The sequence below is a fragment of the Enterococcus crotali genome (genome assembly GCF_000633635.1).
GTDB lineage: Bacteria > Bacillota > Bacilli > Lactobacillales > Enterococcaceae > Enterococcus_L > Enterococcus_L crotali.
This window is the reverse complement of sequence record NZ_AYPQ01000003.1, coordinates 49,422-68,597: the sequence shown is the minus strand read 5'-3', so window position 1 is coordinate 68,597 and position 19,176 is coordinate 49,422. Positions and strand designations below refer to the sequence as shown.

Sequence of the window (19,176 nt, the reverse complement as noted above, 5' to 3'; positions counted from 1 at the left end):
AAGGTGATTGCATGGGGAAAAAAAGAATTTATGAATTAGCAAAAGAGATCAATCAATCGAGTAAAGATGTTGTCGAAAAAGCACATGCTTTAGGTATGGATGTGAAAAATCACATGGGCGCAATTTCTTCTGAGGACGAATCAAAACTTCGCAACTCATTTGGAGGAAATAAACCTGCGAATTCTCAACACAAACCGGCACCAAAACCGCAAGTAGCTCAAAGTGCTCAAGGACAAACAAAACCAGCAAATCAAAAACCAGCTAACCAAAATGGAAATAGACCAAACCAAAATAAACCGCAACAACCAAATGGACAACAAAATCGTCCGCAGCAAAACAATCAAAATCGTCCAACGCAACAAGGACAACAAAATAATCAAAACCGTAACAACCAAAATCGAAACATGCAAGGAAGCAGCCAAAATATGACTCAAAACCGTTCAAACCAAGGACAGCAAAACCGTCCGCAACAAAACAACCAAAACCAAAACCGTCCAGCACAAGCAGGACAACAAAATAATCAAAACCGTAACAACAACCAAAATCGCAATACACAAGGTACGACTCAAAATCGTCCTACACAAAATACAACTCAAAACCGTCCTGCGCAAACTGGACAACAAAGTCGTCCGCAACAAGGACAAGGTAACAGTAATGCTCAAGGAAACCAAAACCGTAACAACACAAACACTGGAAATCGTAACAACAGTTTCGGTGGCGGAGGTGGCGGTCAAAATCGTAACCGTAACGGCTACAACAACCAAAACCGCAACAGATACAACAAAAAAGGCAAAAAAGGGAAATACCAAGAATCTACCAAACCAGCAGTGCCAGCTCGTAAATTCCGTGAATTACCAGATGTATTGGAGTATACAGAAGGAATGAACGTAGCGGATATCGCGAAGAAAATTCACCGCGAACCAGCTGAAATCATCAAAAAACTATTTATGATGGGTGTTATGGTCAATCAAAACCAATCATTAGATAAAGAAACGATTGAATTATTAGCAGTAGATTACGGCATGGAGCCACAAGAAAAAGTTCAAGTAGATGTTGCTGATATCGATAAATTCTTCGAACCAGAAGCATTAGTTGAAGAAAATCTTGTCACACGTCCGCCGGTTGTAACAATCATGGGACACGTTGACCATGGTAAAACGACTTTGCTAGATACATTGCGTAATTCACGCGTAACTTCTGGTGAAGCAGGTGGTATCACGCAACATATCGGTGCTTATCAAATCGACATTGATGGCAAACCAATTACTTTCTTGGATACACCAGGACATGCTGCATTTACAAGTATGCGTGCTCGCGGAGCAGGTATCACAGATATTACGATTTTAGTCGTTGCAGCAGATGACGGTGTCATGCCGCAAACGATTGAAGCAATCAACCATGCAAAAGCTGCTGAAGTACCAATCATCGTAGCGGTCAATAAAGTGGATAAACCAGGTGCTAATCCTGATCATGTGAAACAAGAATTAAGTGAACACGGTTTGATCCCAGAAGAATGGGGCGGAGATACGATTTTCGTAAATATTTCAGCGAAATTCAATCAAAATATTGATGAATTACTAGAAAACATTTTATTAATTGCTGAAGTAGAAGACTTGAAGGCTGATCCAACCCAACGTGCAATCGGTACAGTAATCGAAGCTCGTTTAGATAAAGGGAAGGGGCCTGTTGCGACATTACTTGTTCAACAAGGTTCATTACGTGTTGGTGACCCAATCGTTGTCGGAAATACATTTGGACGTGTCCGTGTTATGACCAATGATATCGGCCGTCGTGATAAAGCTGTCGGTCCAGCAACACCAGTTGAAATCACTGGGTTAAATGATGTACCGCAAGCAGGCGATCGTTTTGTAGTCTTTGAAGATGAAAAAACAGCTCGTCAAGCAGGTGAAGAACGTGGCAAACGTGCGCAACTTGAACAACGTTCATCAAACAATCGTGTAACATTAGACAACTTGTTTGAAAGTCTAAAAGAAGGCGAATTGAAAGATGTTAACGTGATTATCAAAGCTGATGTACAAGGTACAGCGGAAGCTTTAGCCGCAAGTTTACAAAAAATCGAAGTTGCTGGTGTTCGTGTGAAAATCGTTCACTCGGCTGTTGGTGCAATCAATGAAAGTGATGTTACGCTTGCTGCAGCAAGTAATGCGATCATCATTGGATTTAACGTTCGCCCAACACCACAAGCGAAACAACAATCAGATCAAGAAGAAGTGGATATTCGTTTACACCGTATCATCTACAAAGCAATCGAGGAAATCGAAACAGCGATGAAAGGGATGCTAGATCCTGAATTTGAAGAGAAAATTACAGGTCAAATGACAGTTCGTGAACTTTATAAAGTATCTAAAGTTGGAACAATTGCTGGTTGTTATGTTACAGAAGGCTCTATCCGTCGTGATAGTGGCGTTCGTGTGATTCGTGACGGCATCGTAATCTTCGAAGGCAAACTAGCTAGTTTGAAACGTTTCAAAGACGATGCGAAAGAAGTGAAGCTTGGCTTTGAATGTGGTGCCATGGTTGAAAACTTCAATGACCTTAAAGTGGATGATGTAATTGAAGGCTTCGTTATGGAAGAAATCAAACAATAATAAAAAAATAAAAATAGAGAGAAGGAGAAACAGTATGGCAAATTATCGTGACCGCCGAGTGGGTCAAGAAATCATGCGTGAAATTAATGATATATTGAGAAAACGTGTCAGAGACCCACGTGTGCAAGATATTACAATTACCGATGTTCGAGTAACTGGAGATCTGCAACAAGCGACGATTTATTACAGTTTGTTATCTGATCTAGCTTCTGATCACCAAAAAGCGCAACAAGGATTAGATAAAGCCAAAGGATTGATTCGCAAAGAATTAGGTCAACGTTTGACACTATATAAAACGCCTGAACTAATCTTTGAAAAAGATGAATCAGTTCAATATGGAAATCATATTGATGAACTGATTCGTAAATTGAATCAAGGTGAATAGGGAAACAGCTGAGGTTGGATGGATATGCTGTTACTTCCATTGCTTATTCAGATGAGAGCCCAAGCCAAAACTGATTTTTAGTTTTGGCTTGGACTTTTTTTGTGCTTTTGTAACAGAATTATTTTTTGTAACTATATTGAAAGGAACTGTAATATTTTTATCGATCAACTAAAATAGATTTGTGCTATTATTTATAATACAAGTGTGATTGAAGACACTGTTGAAGAAAATGGAGGGTTAATAGTGAAGAAAAAGAATTTGTCATTATTAATAGTTAGTATGATTACAGTTGCAGGAATAGCGATGCCGATAAGTACGCTAGCGGAGACAGCTGATAAGAAAATAGAACAACAAGATAAGGAAATCTCAGCCTTAAAAGAAAAACAAAAAGGGGTAGCGACTCAGATCTCTTCATTAGAGGAAGAAATTTCTTCGATTGTTGATGAAGGTATTTCGTTGAATAAACAAAAAACAGAATTAACAAAAGAATCTGAACAGCTAAAAAAAGATATTGCGTCATTAGACGTACGTATCAATAAACGAACAGAAGCAATCCAAAAGCAAGGAAGAAACCTTCAAGTCAATGGACAAGGAACGCAAATTCTGGATATTATCTTAAACTCAGAATCAATTACAGATGCAGTCGGCCGAGTTCAGGCAATTTCTTCTATTTTAACAGCTAACAACGATTTGATTAAACAACAAAAAGAAGATAAATTACTTGTTGAAACGAAAAAAACAGATATTCAAACGAATCTGGCTGCAGTAGAAGAAGCAACGACACAACTTGAAAAAGAGAAAGAAAACCTTGTAGCTAAACAAGCAGATTTGAACGTTTTAAAAGCAGAAGTAGACTCTGATACTTCTGGTGCTGAAAGTTCAAAAAATAAATTATTAAAAGAGCAACAAGAAGCGCTAAAAACTCAGCTAGCCAATGAAGCGAAAAAGAAAGAAACAAAGAAAGCTGAGACGACAAATAAGTCAGAAGAACAATCTGCTCAAAGCCAAAGTACTAATGAGACAAGCAAAGAAACCACAGAGACAACAACGACACCTCCTAACAAGACAGAAGAGTCTGAAGGAACAAACCCAAGCACACCTGAAGTAAATAATAATGACAATAATTCAGGTAATCAAAATAGTGGTGAAGTGCCCGAAACACCTAACAAACCGGTAGAACCACCCGTTACTTCAGCTGATGCAACTTTCCAAGCATTAAACGCATTGCGTACAGCAAATGGTTTGAATCCCGTGAGTTGGGATGCTGGACTTGCCGCGTCAGCTAGCGGCAGAGCTTCAATGATGCAAGATTATCAAATTCCATCTGATCACTGGAACAGAGGAGATGAAGTGATTGCCTTTATGTTTGCTCCAGGAAACTCTGTGATCATGGCGTGGTACAATGAAACAAACATGGTATCTCCATCAGGAACAGGACATCGTGATTGGGAGATGAATCCTAGCATGACTCGCGTTGGATTTGGCTATGCTGGTGATGTGATCGTAGGGCATTCTGCCTAACAATATGATTTAAATTAAAAGAGAGCAAGTGGTAAGCGTAAAACAAAGCTGTTACCTAGTTTTGTTTTATGCTTTTTTGTATAATGTTTATGTTTGGTTGGGGTAGATAATTGCCTGAAAAGCGACTATTAAAACTAAATTTCTTTGATTTTCTATGCTATAATAAATAAGTTAGTAATCTAATTGGAGGAAAAAAATGGACGGTATTTTACCTTTATGGAAAGAACGCGGCATGACGAGTCATGACTGTGTTTTCAAACTGAGGAAAATTTTACATACAAAAAAAATCGGTCATGGCGGTACACTGGACCCTGATGTGTCTGGTGTTTTACCTATCTGTATCGGAAAAGGGACGAAAGTAATTGAGTATATGGTTGATTCTGGTAAAACATATGAAGGAGAAATCACGTTGGGCTTTTCTACAACAACGGAAGATGTTAGTGGTGAAATAGTAGAAAAGATCGATCTGACAACTCCTTTTTCAACTGAAGAAATTGATGCTGCAATGAACAAGATGACGGGTGTTATAACACAAATTCCACCAATGTTTTCAGCGGTTAAAGTTAACGGCAAACGTCTTTATGAATATGCTAGAAATGGCGAAGAGGTCGAACGACCAATGAGAAAAGCAACAATTTATTCGTTTGAACGTACAAGCGAACCTAGCTTCGATCCAATCAGTGGAACACAAAGCTGGTGCTTTAAAGTAGTTTGTGGTAAAGGAACGTATGTTAGAACACTATCCGTAGACACAGGTCTTGTGTTAGGGGTACCTGCGCATATGTCCGATTTAACGCGAACAGCAAGTGGCGGATTAACTGCTGAGCAATGTTTGACCTTGGAACAAGTAGCAGAAAAGATGGAACAGAATGCTATTGCTGAAACGTTATTACCAATTGAAACTGCGATCGAGCGATTTCAGCGAGTTGATTTATCTACAGAACTTTACCAGAGAGTCAAAAACGGCGTTCGATTGTCTCCAGCAGAACTTGCTTTAAAAGAAATGCCGCAAGACTTACTAGCTTTGTTTTATCAAGACGAAGTTGTGAGTTTGTACATGGCACATCCAACGAAGCCTAATGTATTAAAACCTAGCAAAGTGCTAAGAAATAATTAATAGAAAGAAGTTTTATCATGCAAATTATTTCAATTCGACATCCATATACCCTAGAACAAATCCCAAAAGATGAGGTCGTAATGGTATTAGGATTTTTTGACGGTGTTCACCGTGGACATCAAAAAGTGATTGAGACCGGTAAAAAAATTGCCAAAGAAAAAGGCTTAAAGTTAGCTGTAATGACATTTAATCAGCATCCTTCGATTGTTTTTCAAAAAGTTTTACCTGAAAATATGAAATATTTGAATAGCTTAGAACAAAAAGAACGATTGATGGAAAAACATGGCGTAGATATGCTATATGTGATTGAATTTACCTCAGCATTTGCGCATTTAGCACCACAAGAATTTGTGGATCAATATATTGTTGGACTGCATGCAAAAGTTGCAGTTTCAGGGTTTGATTACACTTATGGTCCTAAAGATATTGCAGATGTTGCTCATTTGCCGGGCTATGCTAAAGATCGTTTTGAGATTGCTACAGTAAGTAAAGAAGAGTTAGATGGAGCAAAAATCAGTTCAACGCGGATTCGCGAATTGATGGAACAAGGTAAGATGGAAGAGGTTACTGAATTATTAGGCTATGTTTATGAAACGGATGGGACGGTTGTACATGGCGATGCTAGAGGCCGTTTGTTGGGTTTCCCGACTGCCAATATCAAGGTCAAAAGTACGGTGCGTTTGCCTAGAATTGGGGTTTATGCTGTAAAAATTCAAGTTGGAGAATCATGGCATATCGGTATGGGATCAATCGGTCATAACGATACCTTTGGAGATGGCCGAGAGTTGACGGTAGAAGTATATATTTTAGATTTCCATCAAGATATTTATGGCGAACAAGTGACGGTTCGCTGGAATCATTATTTGCGGGATCAAGTCAAGTTTGATGGAGCAGATAATTTAATTATCCAGTTGAAGCAAGATGAACAAGATACGGCGGATTATTTTTTGAACAATGGCAATTAAACTAGACTGGTTGTTTACAATCACACTGACTTTTAGATAGTCGATAAACTGAATCAACAACAATCCATTTGATTGTTGATTCAGTTTTTTTTTAAAGATTATTGTTGGCACGTTCATTGATAGGAATACTGTAGAAACGAATTAGGATCGACAGGTATTCAAGTTTTTTTGAAAAAGAATAGCACTATAAAGATTTTAGGATGGTCTATCCATACTATTCTGTCATAATAGCTAATAAGCAAAAGTAGTTGCTTATTACTATTTAGGAGGATGAGGTCCATGACAAAAATTATTTTAGGAACAACAATCTTACTATGCTCAATAGCATTAGTAGGGTGCGGGAAACATACGGAAAAGAATAAAAATAAATCAGAAACACCATCGTCCTCTCAGGTTGAAAAAAGAAGTGGTTCGGTAGAATCTACTACTAAAATGAAAAAGTGATCATGTTTAATTAAAGACATTGATTTTAAATTTTTGGCGTTGTTTGTAAGGAGAAGGGGACAGAAGTATTTGATCCCGAGAACTGAGTAGGTATTGTGTAACGTCAGTACATTCCATTCACTGTGCTTTACAACAATTTCTGTTTATCTCGGAAATCATTACTTCTGTGCCCACTATTTATCCAGATTCCGTGTGAGTGGGATATGACTCGAAGAGTTATGTCTCGCTCACCTTTTTAGTGAAATAACATACCGGTAAAGGAAGCTAGAGCCTGTTTTAAATGAGGCCTCATATACTTATTCTTAAGGAAATAAACCGACATCACCCTAAGTGGAAGACTGTCATGATTGATCGAGATGATTTTTAGAGGATCTAAGTGACATTCTATATATTGTGGTACGATAGAAAACGCCTCTGTATTGCTCACCATATAAAGAATCAATTCAGTTGTGTCAACTTGAATATCATTTTCTTTGGATCTTGTGGGAAGATTCAGCTGCATCCAGTCGTAAATGGTTTTGGTTTCAAGAAATCTTTGATTAAAGAAAACAAAAGGGTAGTCACCTAATGAGTCCAAACTAATCGTTGAATGCTCTAAAATTGGATGATCATTTCGCACGATGATTTGATATTCGTTTGAATAAATATCTATTTTTTTGATCGTTGATGGGAGATTTTTTATTGATGGGCCAATTCCGATGTCGGATTCTAATGTTTCAAGAGAATTGAAAATATTATCTGAAACGATCGTATTTATTCGTAGATCTTGGTGTTCACGAAAAAAAGTCGAAAGTGTATCATTTAATTTAAATTCTAGATCATTTAGGAAGAGAGAGAGATTGATTGTCTCATAAGAATTTTTTAAAGATGAAAGATCATTGATTTCTTCGTGAATATAAAATAGTTCTTGTTTAATACGCCAGCAGTGGGCTTCGAGTATTTTTCCTGCAGGTGTAAGCTTGCACGTTACACCATTTCTATAAAATAAAGCTGTTCCGATTTCTTCTTCAAGATTTTTTATTTGTTTGCTAAGTGCTGCTTGGGAGATTCCCAATGTATTACTAGCTCGGGTGAACTGTTTTTGCTCGCAAAGTGCTAAAAAATAGTTTAATAGAGTGAGTTCCATGATATCCTTTTCCTTTCGAAATATGAATTAAAAAATAAACGGCAGTTGGTCGATGAGAGCCTTGTGCGCATTGGAAATTGTACAGTTTGCATCGTAACCAATAGAAATATTTCTAAAAGGTCCATCAATGATTTCAATAGCGGACACGTTTAGGTAAAGAGGTAGTGAATCTACTAAAGAGTAAGGAAGAAATGCTATTCCAAAGTCTTGATCAACTAAGTTTAGTATAGAAATTGTTGAGGGAAGTTCGTAAGAATGATTTTCTTTAAGTTCTGGGTGATTAGATTCAATCCATGACCTGATTATATTTTCTTCATAAATCTGTTTTGAATATTTGATTAGAGGTACATCAAGTAATTGATTCGCTTTCAATTCATTCAAATCAGCTAAAGGGTTCTTAGTGCTGGTATAAACGACGTAGGATTCTGAGAAGATTAAATCACTAGTAATCGTGGCATTGTTTTCTGAAAGAATACCGATAGCTATGTCGATTTCTTTATTTTCCAGTACGTCTTCTAAATTAGGATAATAGCCGTAATCAAGGGAAACAGATGGATAAAGTTTATGGAAGTTCGTCAATAGTTTAGCAATCAAATAATCCGTGTCAGCTAAATTAGTTCCGATTTTGATAGTTGCTGTGTCACCAGTATGAACAAGCAAGTTGATTTCCTCAAGGGCTGTTTCAAGTTCTTTAAAAATGGTTTCTCCCCGTCTTTTCAATACGGCCCCTTCTGGTGTAAGTGTATTATTGCCGTAATCTCTGGTGATCAGTTGAGCGTTTAGTTCTTGCTCTAATTCTCGAATATGAGTACTTAAATAAGGTTGGGAAATTCCTAATTCCTCAGAAGTCTTTGTAAAGCTCTTATTTTTGCATAGTGCTAAGAAATAGTCTAAGTGTTTTAGTTTCATGTTTGCATCCCCTCTATTCAAAATAACTAGTCTTATACAAGATAAAATAAGTTTAACTGGAATAGTGCATTTTTTTTAAAACTATATAAAAAATTAATAGTACATTAAATGAAAAATAAAAAGGAAAAGCCCCCTTCGGTTGGTGTTAGCGCACCAATTGAAGGGGCCTTATCAGTGAGGTGTTCACTGATAAGAAACGATGAACATTTTGCTTATGCATTTGTAAATAAATTATTTACTCGTTTATTATAGCTTGAGTGATCAAGTGAAACCATTTCTTTTTCCTTATAGTGGTATTCTTTGAGGGTTGGATTATTTCCATATAAAATAAAACCCACTTCGCAGGAAAGACGAAGTGGGCTTTACCAGAGTTTTACATTGTAAAAAGGAGTATGGATAACTGTATAAACGAAGTTGGGATGTTCGTCTATAACATTATCATAAATAAAAATAGAGGATTAGACCATTCCGTTTTATTTATATGCCTATTCTTATTTATAGATGATTTATCAACGATTTTAAATAGGGAGTAAAACGATATACAAAAAAAGTTATAGCGCCATAATTTTTTTAGTCTATAAAATAATAGTAAAAAACATTAGAATGATAGTGTAATTCTTCTTGTTAGGTGAGGCTCCTATACAAACACAGGCTACTGCCCAAAAATGTCGAGAGACGCCAATGGGTAGAACAGGAATTGTCGAACGAAGGCTTTTCATAAGGTAGCTAAAAGCAGAGGCTTTTTACGTTGTATAGTGCCAAAACTCAACGATTACGAAGACTCACGGCAAAGCGGGCTGAGTTTTCAGTGCGCTCTTTTTGTGTGGAAAGGATGTGGTTAACGTGCCCGAAGATAGTTCGATTAAACAAAAATCAACGAAAAGAAAAGAGGATAATTCAGATGCAAAAAGAAATGAAAAACATGATCCATGAAAAAGCCTATCAAAAATTAGCCAATCTATCGATTGATAAAGTCTTAGAAAGCTTTTCCTCTTCATGGGATGGATTGAAAGCCAGAGAAGTTCAACGTTCAAAAGAACAATTCGGTGTGAATAAAATCACGGATGACAAAAAGAAGTCATTTATCTATACCGTGATAAAATCTTACGTCACACCATTTACGGTTGTATTGATGATTCTTGCCACCATTTCGTTTTTTACCGAATATGTCTATGCCGAACCGAGTGAAAAAGATATTGCTGGCGTTTTGATCATGCTTGTTATGGTTTTATTAAGTGGTACAATGACATTGATCCAGTCTGTTAAATCCAGCAATGCTGTCAGTAAGCTACAAAATATGATCCAAATCACAGCAACCGTTACCAGAGAAAATAAAGAGATGGAAATTCCTATGGATGAAGTGGTTTGTGGTGATTTAGTGAAGCTTTCAGCCGGTGATATGATTCCAGCAGATCTTCGTTTGATTCATGCAAAAGATTTATTTGTATCTCAATCGGCGATGACAGGTGAAAGTTTTCCTGTTGAAAAGAAAGTAAAAAATTTCGTTTCTACAAATAACAATCAGACAGATTTTGAAAATTTGTTATTCTTAGGAAGTAATGTCGTCAGCGGTAGCGGAGTTGGTGTGGCGGTACGCGTTGGTGACAATACTTTATTTGGGAAGATTGCACAAGATGTAGCAGACGATGAAAAAAAAACCAGCTTTGAACTGGGTGTAAATAAAACGACTTGGTTGCTGATTCGTTTTATGATGGTCATTACACCAGCAGTCTTTTTGATCAACGGCATCACAAAAGGCAATTGGAGTGAAGCTTTGATGTTTGCGATTGCGACAGCGGTGGGGCTTACCCCGGAAATGCTACCGATGATCGTTACGACGAATTTAGTCAAAGGTTCTAGAGATATGGCCAAAGAAGGCACGATCATGAAAAACGTCAATGCCATTCAAAACTTTGGAGCAATGGATATTTTATGTACGGATAAGACCGGAACATTAACACAAGACAAGGTGATTTTAGAATATCATTATAATACGTCATGCCAAGAAGATCGAGAAGTCCTGCAATCGGCCTTTTTAAATAGCTACTTTCAAACGGGACTGCGTAACTTGATCGATAAAGCAATTATTGAAGCAACGTCAAAAGAATTATCTATCGATGAAGAAGACTATTTTAAAATCGATGAAATTCCGTTTGATTTTAATCGACGAAGAATGAGTGTAGTGGTCAAAAATAGAAGGACAAATCAAAGCTTCTTGATCACTAAAGGAGCGGTTGAAGAGATGCTGCAAGCATGTTCTCATATCAATCAGCACGGAGAAATTGTACCAATAACCTCTAACATAAAAAAACAAGTACTAAAAACAGTAAGCGAATTAAATGAAGATGGGTTACGTGTGTTAGCGATCGCAGATAAAGAAGTCAATAATCAATTAGATGACTATTCGGTTGAAGATGAAAAAGAGCTGATTTTGCAAGGATATCTAGCATTCTTAGATCCACCTAAAGAAACTGCATCGGCAGCAATCGAAGCACTAAAAAATAACGGTGTTTCAGTAAAAATCTTAACAGGTGATAATGAGCTAGTTACTCGTTCAGTCTGTAAAGAAGTTGGACTCGGTACAGAAAAAATGATCAATGGTTCAGCTCTTACAAAACTATCTGAGACCGAGTTAGAAGCAGCTGTGAACGAATATAATATTTTCACAAAAGTAACTCCTGATCAAAAAACAAAAATTGTAAAAGCATTGAAAAAAAATGAACAAACAGTTGGATTCATGGGAGATGGGATCAATGATGCCGGTGCGATGAAAGTTTCGGATGTTGGAATTTCTGTCGATACTGCAGTCGACATTGCCAAAGAATCGGCAGATGTCATTTTACTGCAAAAAGACTTGATGGTCTTGGAAAAAGGAATCATATCCGGTCGCAGAGTGTTTAGTAATACAATGAAATATATCAAAATGACTGCAAGTTCCAATTTTGGTAATGTATTTTCTGTTATTCCAGCTAGTATCTTCTTACCATTTTTACCAGTAGCGCCAATCCAATCACTTTTTTTGAATTTGATTTATGATACATCATGTATGTCAGTTCCTTGGGATAATGTGGATGCTGAATATGTAGAAAAGCCGAAAAAATGGGAAGCTAAATCGATCGGTTCATTCATGAAATGGTTTGGACCAACAAGTTCTATTTTTGATATCGTAACGTATTTATTTATGTACTTTATTATTTGTCCAGCTATTTTAGGTGGCGGCTTCTTTTCGCTAACTGCTGATAAACAACTACTATTTATCGCTATTTTTCACGCTGGTTGGTTTATTGAATCGTTATGGTCACAAATGCTGGTGCTACATGTGTTGAGAACGCCTAAAATACCGTTTCTTCAAAGTAGAGCGTCAGGTATTTTGACGCTAGTTACTTCGATTGGGATTTTGGTTGGAACAATTTTACCATTCACGGGTCTAGGCGCTAGTATTGGATTTGCTCCGTTGCCTGGAAATTATTTTTATTATTTGATTCCAACTATTGTTGCCTATTTATTTTTAGTAACAGTGATCAAAAAAATCTATATGAGAAAATATCAAGAGTTACTTTAGTCAAGAAATTCTCAATATCTTATAATAATGGCGCTTTGACCTCTTTTAGAGGATTCAAGGTGTCATTTTCAATCTGCATTTGAGAACAACAGTAGTTGTGTAAGAGCAGAATTTCTTGAATCAAATTAGAACATTTTATGATGGGATATGTTAAGATAAGAGACGTCTTCTATATAGTGGTTTATAAATAGAAGACTTCTAAATTGGAGGAATAAAAAATTGGAAAACCAAAATAAAAAAATTTCAGCTTACATACATATTCCGTTTTGCGAACATATTTGTTTTTACTGCGACTTCAATAAAGTATTTTTGGAAGGTCAGCCAGTCGATGAATATATTCAAAGTCTTTTAAAAGAGATTCGTTTGACCAAAGAGCAATATCCGAGCAAGACGACCGAAACGATTTATATAGGAGGAGGAACACCAACGTCTTTATCAGCTAAGCAGTTAGACGTATTGTTAAAAGGTGTCCGTGAATTACTACCGATTGATCCAGCAAATGAATTTACAATCGAGGCGAATCCAGGTGATTTAACGCAAGAAAAGTTACTGGTAATGAAAGAATATGGTGTAAATCGTTTATCTATGGGCGTTCAGACATTTGATAATAAGCTATTGAAAAAAATCGGACGCAAACATACGGCAGAAGATGTTTATGAAACGATGAGATTCTTGGAAAAAGAAGATTTTCTAAATGTCAGTATCGATTTGATTTATGCATTGCCAGGTCAGACCTTAGAAGGCTTTAGAGATACGTTGAAACGCGCGATTGAGCTTGATTTGCCACACTATTCACTTTATTCTTTGATTTTAGAAAATAAAACGATGTTTATGAACTGGGTTCGTCAAGGACGTCTGCAATTGCCAGATCAAGATGTGGAAGCGCAAATGTTTGAAGAAACGATCATTGCAATGGAAAAGGCCGGACGTCATCAATATGAAGTAAGTAATTTTGCTTTAGAAGGACAAGAAAGTCAGCACAATTTAGTTTATTGGAACAATGATCACTATTATGGATTTGGGGCTGGAGCTAGTGGTTATTTAGGCCATACTCGCTATAGAAATCATGGACCGATCCAGCACTATTTGAAACCATTACGTGAAAATAAACTACCAACAGTTGAAACTGAGATTTTGACATTAAATAATCAAATGGAAGAAGAATTATTCCTAGGGTTACGAAAGAAAATGGGTGTTTCAAAGGCGCGATTCCATGAAAAGTTTGGTTTGGCTTTGAATCAAGTATATCAAGACACGATTCCAGAGTTGATTCAAAAGGGGCTGCTTTTAGAAAACGAAGAGTATATTCAGTTATCAGAACAAGGACTTTTTGTTGGAAATGATGTGTTTGAAGCATTTCTAATTGATAAAGAAAATTAAACTATTTTTGAAGCGAAACGAGCATTTTTATGATGTTCGTTTCGTTTTTTTTATTTTTTAGCACTCGGTGATAAAGAGTGCTAAAAAGTATGTTTTTCTCTTGACAATTTCAATAGAACTTGCTATATTAATAATTGTATTAGCACTTGAATATCATGAGTGCTAATGAAGGGTGGTAACTATGATAACGGAAAGACAAAAGAATATTTTGCGACTTATCATCCAAGAGTATACGAATACAGGCAATCCTGTAGGATCAAAGAAGCTGATGGAAGAAGGTATTCAATCCAGTTCAGCAACAATTAGAAATGATATGAAGGCTTTAGAAGAGCATGGCTTACTGTTGAAGACTCACTCGTCTTCTGGCAGAATTCCTTCAATGGATGGTTATCGCTATTACGTGGATCATTTACTAAGTCCAGCTGAAGTTGAGCGTGATGATTTAGAAACAATTCGTCATTCATTTGGCAAAGAGTTTCATGAAATCAACGATATTATCGAACAATCAGCTGAAATTCTTTCTAATTTGACCAGTTATACCGCTTTTTCATTAGGTCCTGAGGTGAAAGAACGGAAACTAACAGGTTTTCGGATCGTGCCTTTAAATGACCGACAAATCATAGCGGTTATTGTGACAGATAAAGGAAATGTCGAAAGCCAAGTCTTTGCAATTCCAGCTTCTGTATCTAGTCAAGATTTAGAAAAAATGACGCAAATCATCAATGACAAGCTTGTAGGACAGCCTTTATTGACTGTTTATCATCGCTTGCGAACTGAAATTCCGATGATTTTACATCGTTATTTTCAAACACCAGACGGCATGATGAGCTTATTTGATGCAATGTTAGGACATGCATTTGAAGAGAAAGTATTCGTCAGTGGTCGCATGAATGTACTCGATTTTGGTGTCAAGCAGGATCTCGATCAATTAAAATCAGTTTATTCATTTATGCAAAATACAGATGCAATCACACATCTGTTAACGGCAGAAGCTGATTCACCGATTGCGATTCGTATCGGTTCAGAAATAGGCAATAATCTATTAGACAATATGAGTATGATCACTGCAACCTATGAGGTCACAGGTCATGGTAAAGGAACGATTGCTTTATTAGGACCGACAAGTATGCCTTACTCAAAAATGTTTGGTTTAGTAGATGTATTTCGTCATGAGTTAGCTTCAAAACTTGGTGCTTATTATCGTTTTCTTGACGAATAAGAACAAAGTTTAATTATAGAAATTTAACGATTCTACGAAAAAGAGAAGGGAAGTTGCAAGAGTGAGTAAAACAGATGAGAATGAAGAATTACAGGATAAACCGACAGAAGAACAAGAAGAATTATCTGAGGCAATTGATGCGTCAGGTGTTTCTGAAACAGAAGCAGAAATGACAGAGCTTGAAAATGCTAAAGCTGACTTTTCTGAAATGGAAGATAAGTTTTTAAGAGCTCGTGCAGAGATTGCAAATATGAGTAATCGTTTCAAGAATGAACGTGAGTTACTTGTACGATACCGTTCACAAGATTTAGGTAAAAAATTATTGCCTTCACTTGATAATTTAGAACGTGCGATGGCAATCGAAGTTGATGATGAACAAGGTGCAAGCTTGAAAAAAGGGATCTCAATGGTTCTTGAAAGCTTACAAGCTGCGTTGAAAGAAGAAGGTATCGAAGAAATCCCGACAATGGGTGAAGTTTTTGATCCTAATTTGCATCAGGCAGTTCAAACGATTCCTGCAAGTGACGAAACACCGGCAGATACGATCGTTGAAGTGCTACAAAAAGGCTACAAATTACATGACCGCGTTTTACGAGCAAGCATGGTTGTTGTTGCACAGTAACAACAAGGAATGTTTGCATAATATAAATTGAAAAAAATTAAAATAGAAGATAGGAGATCATTAATTATGAGTAAAATTATTGGTATTGACTTAGGAACAACAAACTCAGCAGTTGCAGTATTAGAAGGTGGAGAAGCAAAAATCATTGCAAATCCAGAAGGTAACCGTACAACACCTTCAGTAGTATCATTTAAAAATGGCGAAATCCAAGTGGGTGAAGTAGCAAAACGTCAAGCAGTGACAAATCCACACACAATTGCATCAATCAAACGTCATATGGGCGAAGCAGGTTACAAAGTAGAAGCTGATGGCAAATCTTATACACCTCAAGAAATTTCTGCAATGATTTTACAATACTTAAAAGGTTTTGCAGAAGAATATTTAGGTGAAAAAGTGGATAAAGCAGTAATCACAGTGCCAGCTTACTTCAACGATGCACAACGTCAAGCAACAAAAGATGCTGGTAAAATCGCTGGTTTAGAAGTAGAACGTATCGTTAACGAACCAACAGCTGCAGCATTAGCTTATGGTTTAGATAAAACAGATAAAGACGAAAAAGTATTAGTATTTGACCTTGGTGGTGGTACATTTGACGTATCGATCCTTGAATTAGGAGATGGCGTATTCGACGTATTATCAACTGCCGGTGATAACGAATTAGGTGGAGATGACTTTGATAACAAAATCATCGACTACATGGTAGCAGAATTCAAAAAAGAAAACGGTGTTGATTTATCTAAAGATAAAATGGCTGTTCAACGTTTGAAAGATGCTGCTGAAAAAGCGAAAAAAGATTTATCAGGTGTTACTTCAACACAAATCAGCTTACCGTTTATCACAGCAGGAGACGCTGGTCCATTGCACTTAGAAATGAACTTAACTCGTGCGAAATTTGATGAATTAACAAGTGACTTAGTAGAACGTACAAAAACTCCTGTACGTCAAGCATTGAAAGATGCTGGCTTGAACCCTTCTGAAATCGACGAAGTAATCTTAGTTGGTGGATCTACACGTATTCCAGCTGTAGTAGAAGCTGTTCGTAAAGAAACTAACAAAGAACCAAACAAATCAGTGAACCCGGATGAAGTAGTAGCAATGGGTGCTGCAATTCAAGGTGGAGTTATCACAGGTGATGTGAAAGACGTTGTATTGTTAGACGTAACACCATTATCATTAGGTATCGAAACAATGGGTGGCGTATTTACTAAATTGATCGATCGTAATACAACGATCCCAACAAGTAAATCACAAGTCTTCTCAACAGCTGCTGACAATCAACCAGCTGTAGATATTCACGTATTACAAGGTGAACGCCCAATGTCAGCTGATAACAAAACATTAGGTCGTTTCCAATTAACAGATATTCCAGCCGCTCCTCGTGGTGTGCCACAAATCGAAGTAAGTTTTGATATCGATAAAAATGGTATCGTAAACGTACGTGCGAAAGATTTAGGAACACAAAAAGAGCAAACAATCACAATCAAATCTTCATCAGGTTTATCAGATGATGAAATCGAACGTATGGTGAAAGATGCTGAATCAAATGCTGAAGCAGATAAAGCACGTAAAGAAGAAGTAGACTTACGTAACGACGTTGATGCTTTGTTATTCACTGTTGATAAAACATTGAAAGAATTAGAAGGCAAAGTAGATGCTGATGAAGTGAAAAAAGCAGAAGATGCTCGTGATGAGTTAAAAGCAGCTGTTGAAGCGAACGATATCGAACAAATGAAAGAAAAACGTGATTCATTAAACGAAATCGTTCAAAATTTAACAGTAAAACTATATGAACAAGCAGCGCAACAACAAGCAGAAGAAAATCCAGAAGCTGCACAAGGTGGAGCAGATGATGTTGTAGATGCTGACTTTGAAGAAGTAGAAGGCGACGACAAATAATCCTTGATCGTTAACAAGCTGGCAAAGACCAAAGTCATCGCTTTGGTCTTTGCCTATCTTTATTTGTAGATAAATACTGGCAAATGAAGGGAAGCTATTTTGCTTTTGCTTAATTTATGGTATGATTACAACGATGTTTTTATACAAATAAATTGGCGTCGATCCTTTTTTTAGAATAAATGGAATAATAGTTGGAGGGGAACTAATGGCTACGAAAAGAGATTATTATGAAGTCTTGGGCCTTGCAAAAGGTGCTTCAGACGATGAAATAAAAAAAGCTTACCGAAAGCTTTCCAAGCAATATCACCCAGATATCAATAAAGAAGCAGATGCTGAAGAGAAATTTAAAGAAGTGTCTGAAGCTTATGAAGTGTTGAGTGATCCTCAAAAGAAAGCGGCTTATGATCAATACGGCCATGCAGGCACAGATCCAAATTATGGCGGAGGTGCTGGTGGTTTCGGCGGCTTTGGCGGAGGCGGTTTTTCAAGTAGCGGCTTTGGTGGATTTGAAGATATCTTTGATTCGTTCTTCGGAGGTGGTTCGCGTAGTGTAGATCCTACTGCTCCTAGACAAGGTGCTGATTTACAATATACGGTCAACCTTAAGTTTGAAGAAGCCATTTTTGGTGTTGAAAAGGAAATCAAATACAATCGTGAAGATAATTGTGAAACCTGTGGAGGAAATGGTGCCAAACCTGGTACTCATCCAGAAACGTGTCACAAGTGTCATGGTTCGGGTTCGATTAATGTGGAGCGTCAAACACCACTTGGTCGTGTAATGAGTCGTCAAACCTGTGATGTTTGTCATGGTACAGGTAAAGAAATCAAAGAACCATGTCCAACTTGTCATGGTACAGGCCATGAGAAAAAAGCGCATAAAGTCAAAGTCAATGTTCCAGCTGGAGTAGAAGACGGACAACAAATGCGTTTATCAAACCAAGGAGAAGCCGGTATGAACGGTGGACCATATGGTGATTTATATGTGGTATTTAGTGTAGAAGAAAGTGATATCTTTGATCGTGAAGGTTCAGAGATCTATTACGACTTACCATTGAGCTTCGTTCAAGCAGCGCTTGGTGATGAAATCAAAGTGCCAACTGTCCATGGCGACGTAAAACTAAAAATCCCAGCAGGTACTCAAACTGAGACCAATTTCCGTTTACGCGGTAAGGGCGCACCACGCTTACGTGGCGGTGCTAATGGCGATCAACATGTGAAAGTCAAAATCATTACGCCGAAAAACTTGAATGATGAACAAAGAGAAGCATTGCGGACATTTGCTAAAGCGGGCGGTCAAACCGTAAGTGAACAGCAAGAAGAAGGATTCTTTGATAAGATGAAGGACGCTTTTGGCGGTAAGAAAAAGAAATAAATTAAAAGCTTCTCAGCATGTCTATTTAAGACATGCTGAGAAGTTTTTT

General features: G+C 37.2%; 14 protein-coding genes and 1 riboswitch. Of the genes, 12 read left to right on the top strand and 2 right to left on the bottom strand.

Going from position 1 to position 19,176, the window contains the following annotated elements; translation table 11 throughout:
- Positions 1 to 11 precede the first annotated feature (11 nt).
- From infB to V192_RS21535, 6 genes are all read left to right on the top strand, one after another.
- Positions 12 to 2,609 carry a translation initiation factor IF-2 gene (gene infB, locus V192_RS0108650; RefSeq protein ID WP_025870869.1) on the top strand — a complete coding sequence of 866 codons (2,598 nt, stop codon included), beginning with the start codon at positions 12 to 14 and terminating at the stop codon, positions 2,607 to 2,609.
- A 34-nt stretch (positions 2,610 to 2,643) separates the two neighbouring features.
- On the top strand, positions 2,644 to 2,994 hold the full coding sequence (gene rbfA / locus V192_RS0108645; RefSeq protein WP_025870867.1) for a 30S ribosome-binding factor RbfA: 351 nt from the start codon (positions 2,644 to 2,646) through the stop codon (positions 2,992 to 2,994).
- 243 nt (positions 2,995 to 3,237) lie between these two features.
- The gene (locus V192_RS0108640; RefSeq protein ID WP_025870865.1) at positions 3,238 to 4,515 is read left to right on the top strand and encodes a coiled-coil domain-containing protein; all 1,278 of its coding nucleotides are present in this window, start codon (positions 3,238 to 3,240) and stop codon (positions 4,513 to 4,515) included.
- A 196-nt stretch (positions 4,516 to 4,711) separates the two neighbouring features.
- On the top strand, positions 4,712 to 5,632 hold the full coding sequence (gene truB / locus V192_RS0108635; RefSeq protein ID WP_025870863.1) for a tRNA pseudouridine(55) synthase TruB: 921 nt from the start codon (positions 4,712 to 4,714) through the stop codon (positions 5,630 to 5,632).
- A gap of 17 nt (positions 5,633 to 5,649) precedes the next feature.
- Entirely contained in the window at positions 5,650 to 6,597 is a 948-nt protein-coding gene (gene ribF / locus V192_RS0108630) for a riboflavin biosynthesis protein RibF (RefSeq protein ID WP_025870861.1), read from the top strand.
- 279 nt (positions 6,598 to 6,876) lie between these two features.
- Positions 6,877 to 7,041 (top strand): hypothetical protein, encoded by a 165-nt coding sequence (locus V192_RS21535; RefSeq protein WP_158001098.1) that lies wholly within the window; start codon positions 6,877 to 6,879, stop codon positions 7,039 to 7,041.
- A gap of 235 nt (positions 7,042 to 7,276) precedes the next feature.
- On the opposite strand, the gene V192_RS0108620 is transcribed toward V192_RS21535, so the two are convergent.
- Together V192_RS0108620 and V192_RS0108615 are read right to left on the bottom strand one after the other, a co-directional pair.
- Positions 7,277 to 8,167, bottom strand: a complete 891-nt coding sequence (locus tag V192_RS0108620) for a LysR family transcriptional regulator (RefSeq protein ID WP_025870859.1) — start codon at positions 8,165 to 8,167, stop codon at positions 7,277 to 7,279.
- Positions 8,168 to 8,194: 27 nt separating this feature from the next.
- A complete protein-coding gene (locus V192_RS0108615; RefSeq protein WP_025870857.1) occupies positions 8,195 to 9,076 on the bottom strand; it encodes a LysR family transcriptional regulator in 882 nt (293 codons plus the stop codon).
- A 613-nt stretch (positions 9,077 to 9,689) separates the two neighbouring features.
- Positions 9,690 to 9,860: riboswitch (M-box (ykoK) riboswitch) on the top strand.
- Between the two features lie 48 nt (positions 9,861 to 9,908).
- Here V192_RS0108615 and mgtA point away from each other — a divergent pair.
- The 6 genes from mgtA (at position 9,909) to dnaJ (ending at position 19,127) form a co-directional block, all read left to right on the top strand.
- Positions 9,909 to 12,638 (top strand): magnesium-translocating P-type ATPase, encoded by a 2,730-nt coding sequence (mgtA, locus tag V192_RS0108605; RefSeq protein ID WP_082266000.1) that lies wholly within the window; start codon positions 9,909 to 9,911, stop codon positions 12,636 to 12,638.
- A 219-nt stretch (positions 12,639 to 12,857) separates the two neighbouring features.
- Entirely contained in the window at positions 12,858 to 14,018 is a 1,161-nt protein-coding gene (hemW, locus tag V192_RS0108600) for a radical SAM family heme chaperone HemW (RefSeq protein ID WP_025870853.1), read from the top strand.
- 181 nt (positions 14,019 to 14,199) lie between these two features.
- The gene (hrcA, locus tag V192_RS0108595; protein ID WP_025870851.1) at positions 14,200 to 15,237 is read left to right on the top strand and encodes a heat-inducible transcriptional repressor HrcA; all 1,038 of its coding nucleotides are present in this window, start codon (positions 14,200 to 14,202) and stop codon (positions 15,235 to 15,237) included.
- Positions 15,238 to 15,298: 61 nt separating this feature from the next.
- Complete coding sequence (gene grpE, locus V192_RS0108590) at positions 15,299 to 15,859, top strand: nucleotide exchange factor GrpE (RefSeq protein ID WP_025870849.1); 561 nt, start codon at positions 15,299 to 15,301, stop codon at positions 15,857 to 15,859.
- Positions 15,860 to 15,925: 66 nt separating this feature from the next.
- Entirely contained in the window at positions 15,926 to 17,755 is a 1,830-nt protein-coding gene (gene dnaK / locus V192_RS0108585; RefSeq protein WP_025870847.1) for a molecular chaperone DnaK, read from the top strand.
- Between the two features lie 205 nt (positions 17,756 to 17,960).
- Positions 17,961 to 19,127 carry a molecular chaperone DnaJ gene (gene dnaJ / locus V192_RS0108580; protein ID WP_025870845.1) on the top strand — a complete coding sequence of 389 codons (1,167 nt, stop codon included), beginning with the start codon at positions 17,961 to 17,963 and terminating at the stop codon, positions 19,125 to 19,127.
- Positions 19,128 to 19,176 lie beyond the last annotated feature (49 nt).

Bases quoted from the DNA above. Each gene is read 5' to 3' on its own strand.
- infB (WP_025870869.1), top strand. From the start codon at position 12: ATGGGGAAAAAAAGAATTTATGAATTAGCAAAAGAGATCAATCAATCG.
- rbfA (WP_025870867.1), top strand. From the start codon at position 2,644: ATGGCAAATTATCGTGACCGCCGAGTGGGTCAAGAAATCATGCGTGAA.
- truB (WP_025870863.1), top strand. From the start codon at position 4,712: ATGGACGGTATTTTACCTTTATGGAAAGAACGCGGCATGACGAGTCAT.
- ribF (WP_025870861.1), top strand. From the start codon at position 5,650: ATGCAAATTATTTCAATTCGACATCCATATACCCTAGAACAAATCCCA.
- V192_RS21535 (WP_158001098.1), top strand. From the start codon at position 6,877: ATGACAAAAATTATTTTAGGAACAACAATCTTACTATGCTCAATAGCA.
- V192_RS0108620 (WP_025870859.1), bottom strand. From the start codon at position 8,167: ATGGAACTCACTCTATTAAACTATTTTTTAGCACTTTGCGAGCAAAAA.
- V192_RS0108615 (WP_025870857.1), bottom strand. From the start codon at position 9,076: ATGAAACTAAAACACTTAGACTATTTCTTAGCACTATGCAAAAATAAG.
- mgtA (WP_082266000.1), top strand. From the start codon at position 9,909: ATGTGGTTAACGTGCCCGAAGATAGTTCGATTAAACAAAAATCAACGA.
- hrcA (WP_025870851.1), top strand. From the start codon at position 14,200: ATGATAACGGAAAGACAAAAGAATATTTTGCGACTTATCATCCAAGAG.
- dnaK (WP_025870847.1), top strand. From the start codon at position 15,926: ATGAGTAAAATTATTGGTATTGACTTAGGAACAACAAACTCAGCAGTT.
- dnaJ (WP_025870845.1), top strand. From the start codon at position 17,961: ATGGCTACGAAAAGAGATTATTATGAAGTCTTGGGCCTTGCAAAAGGT.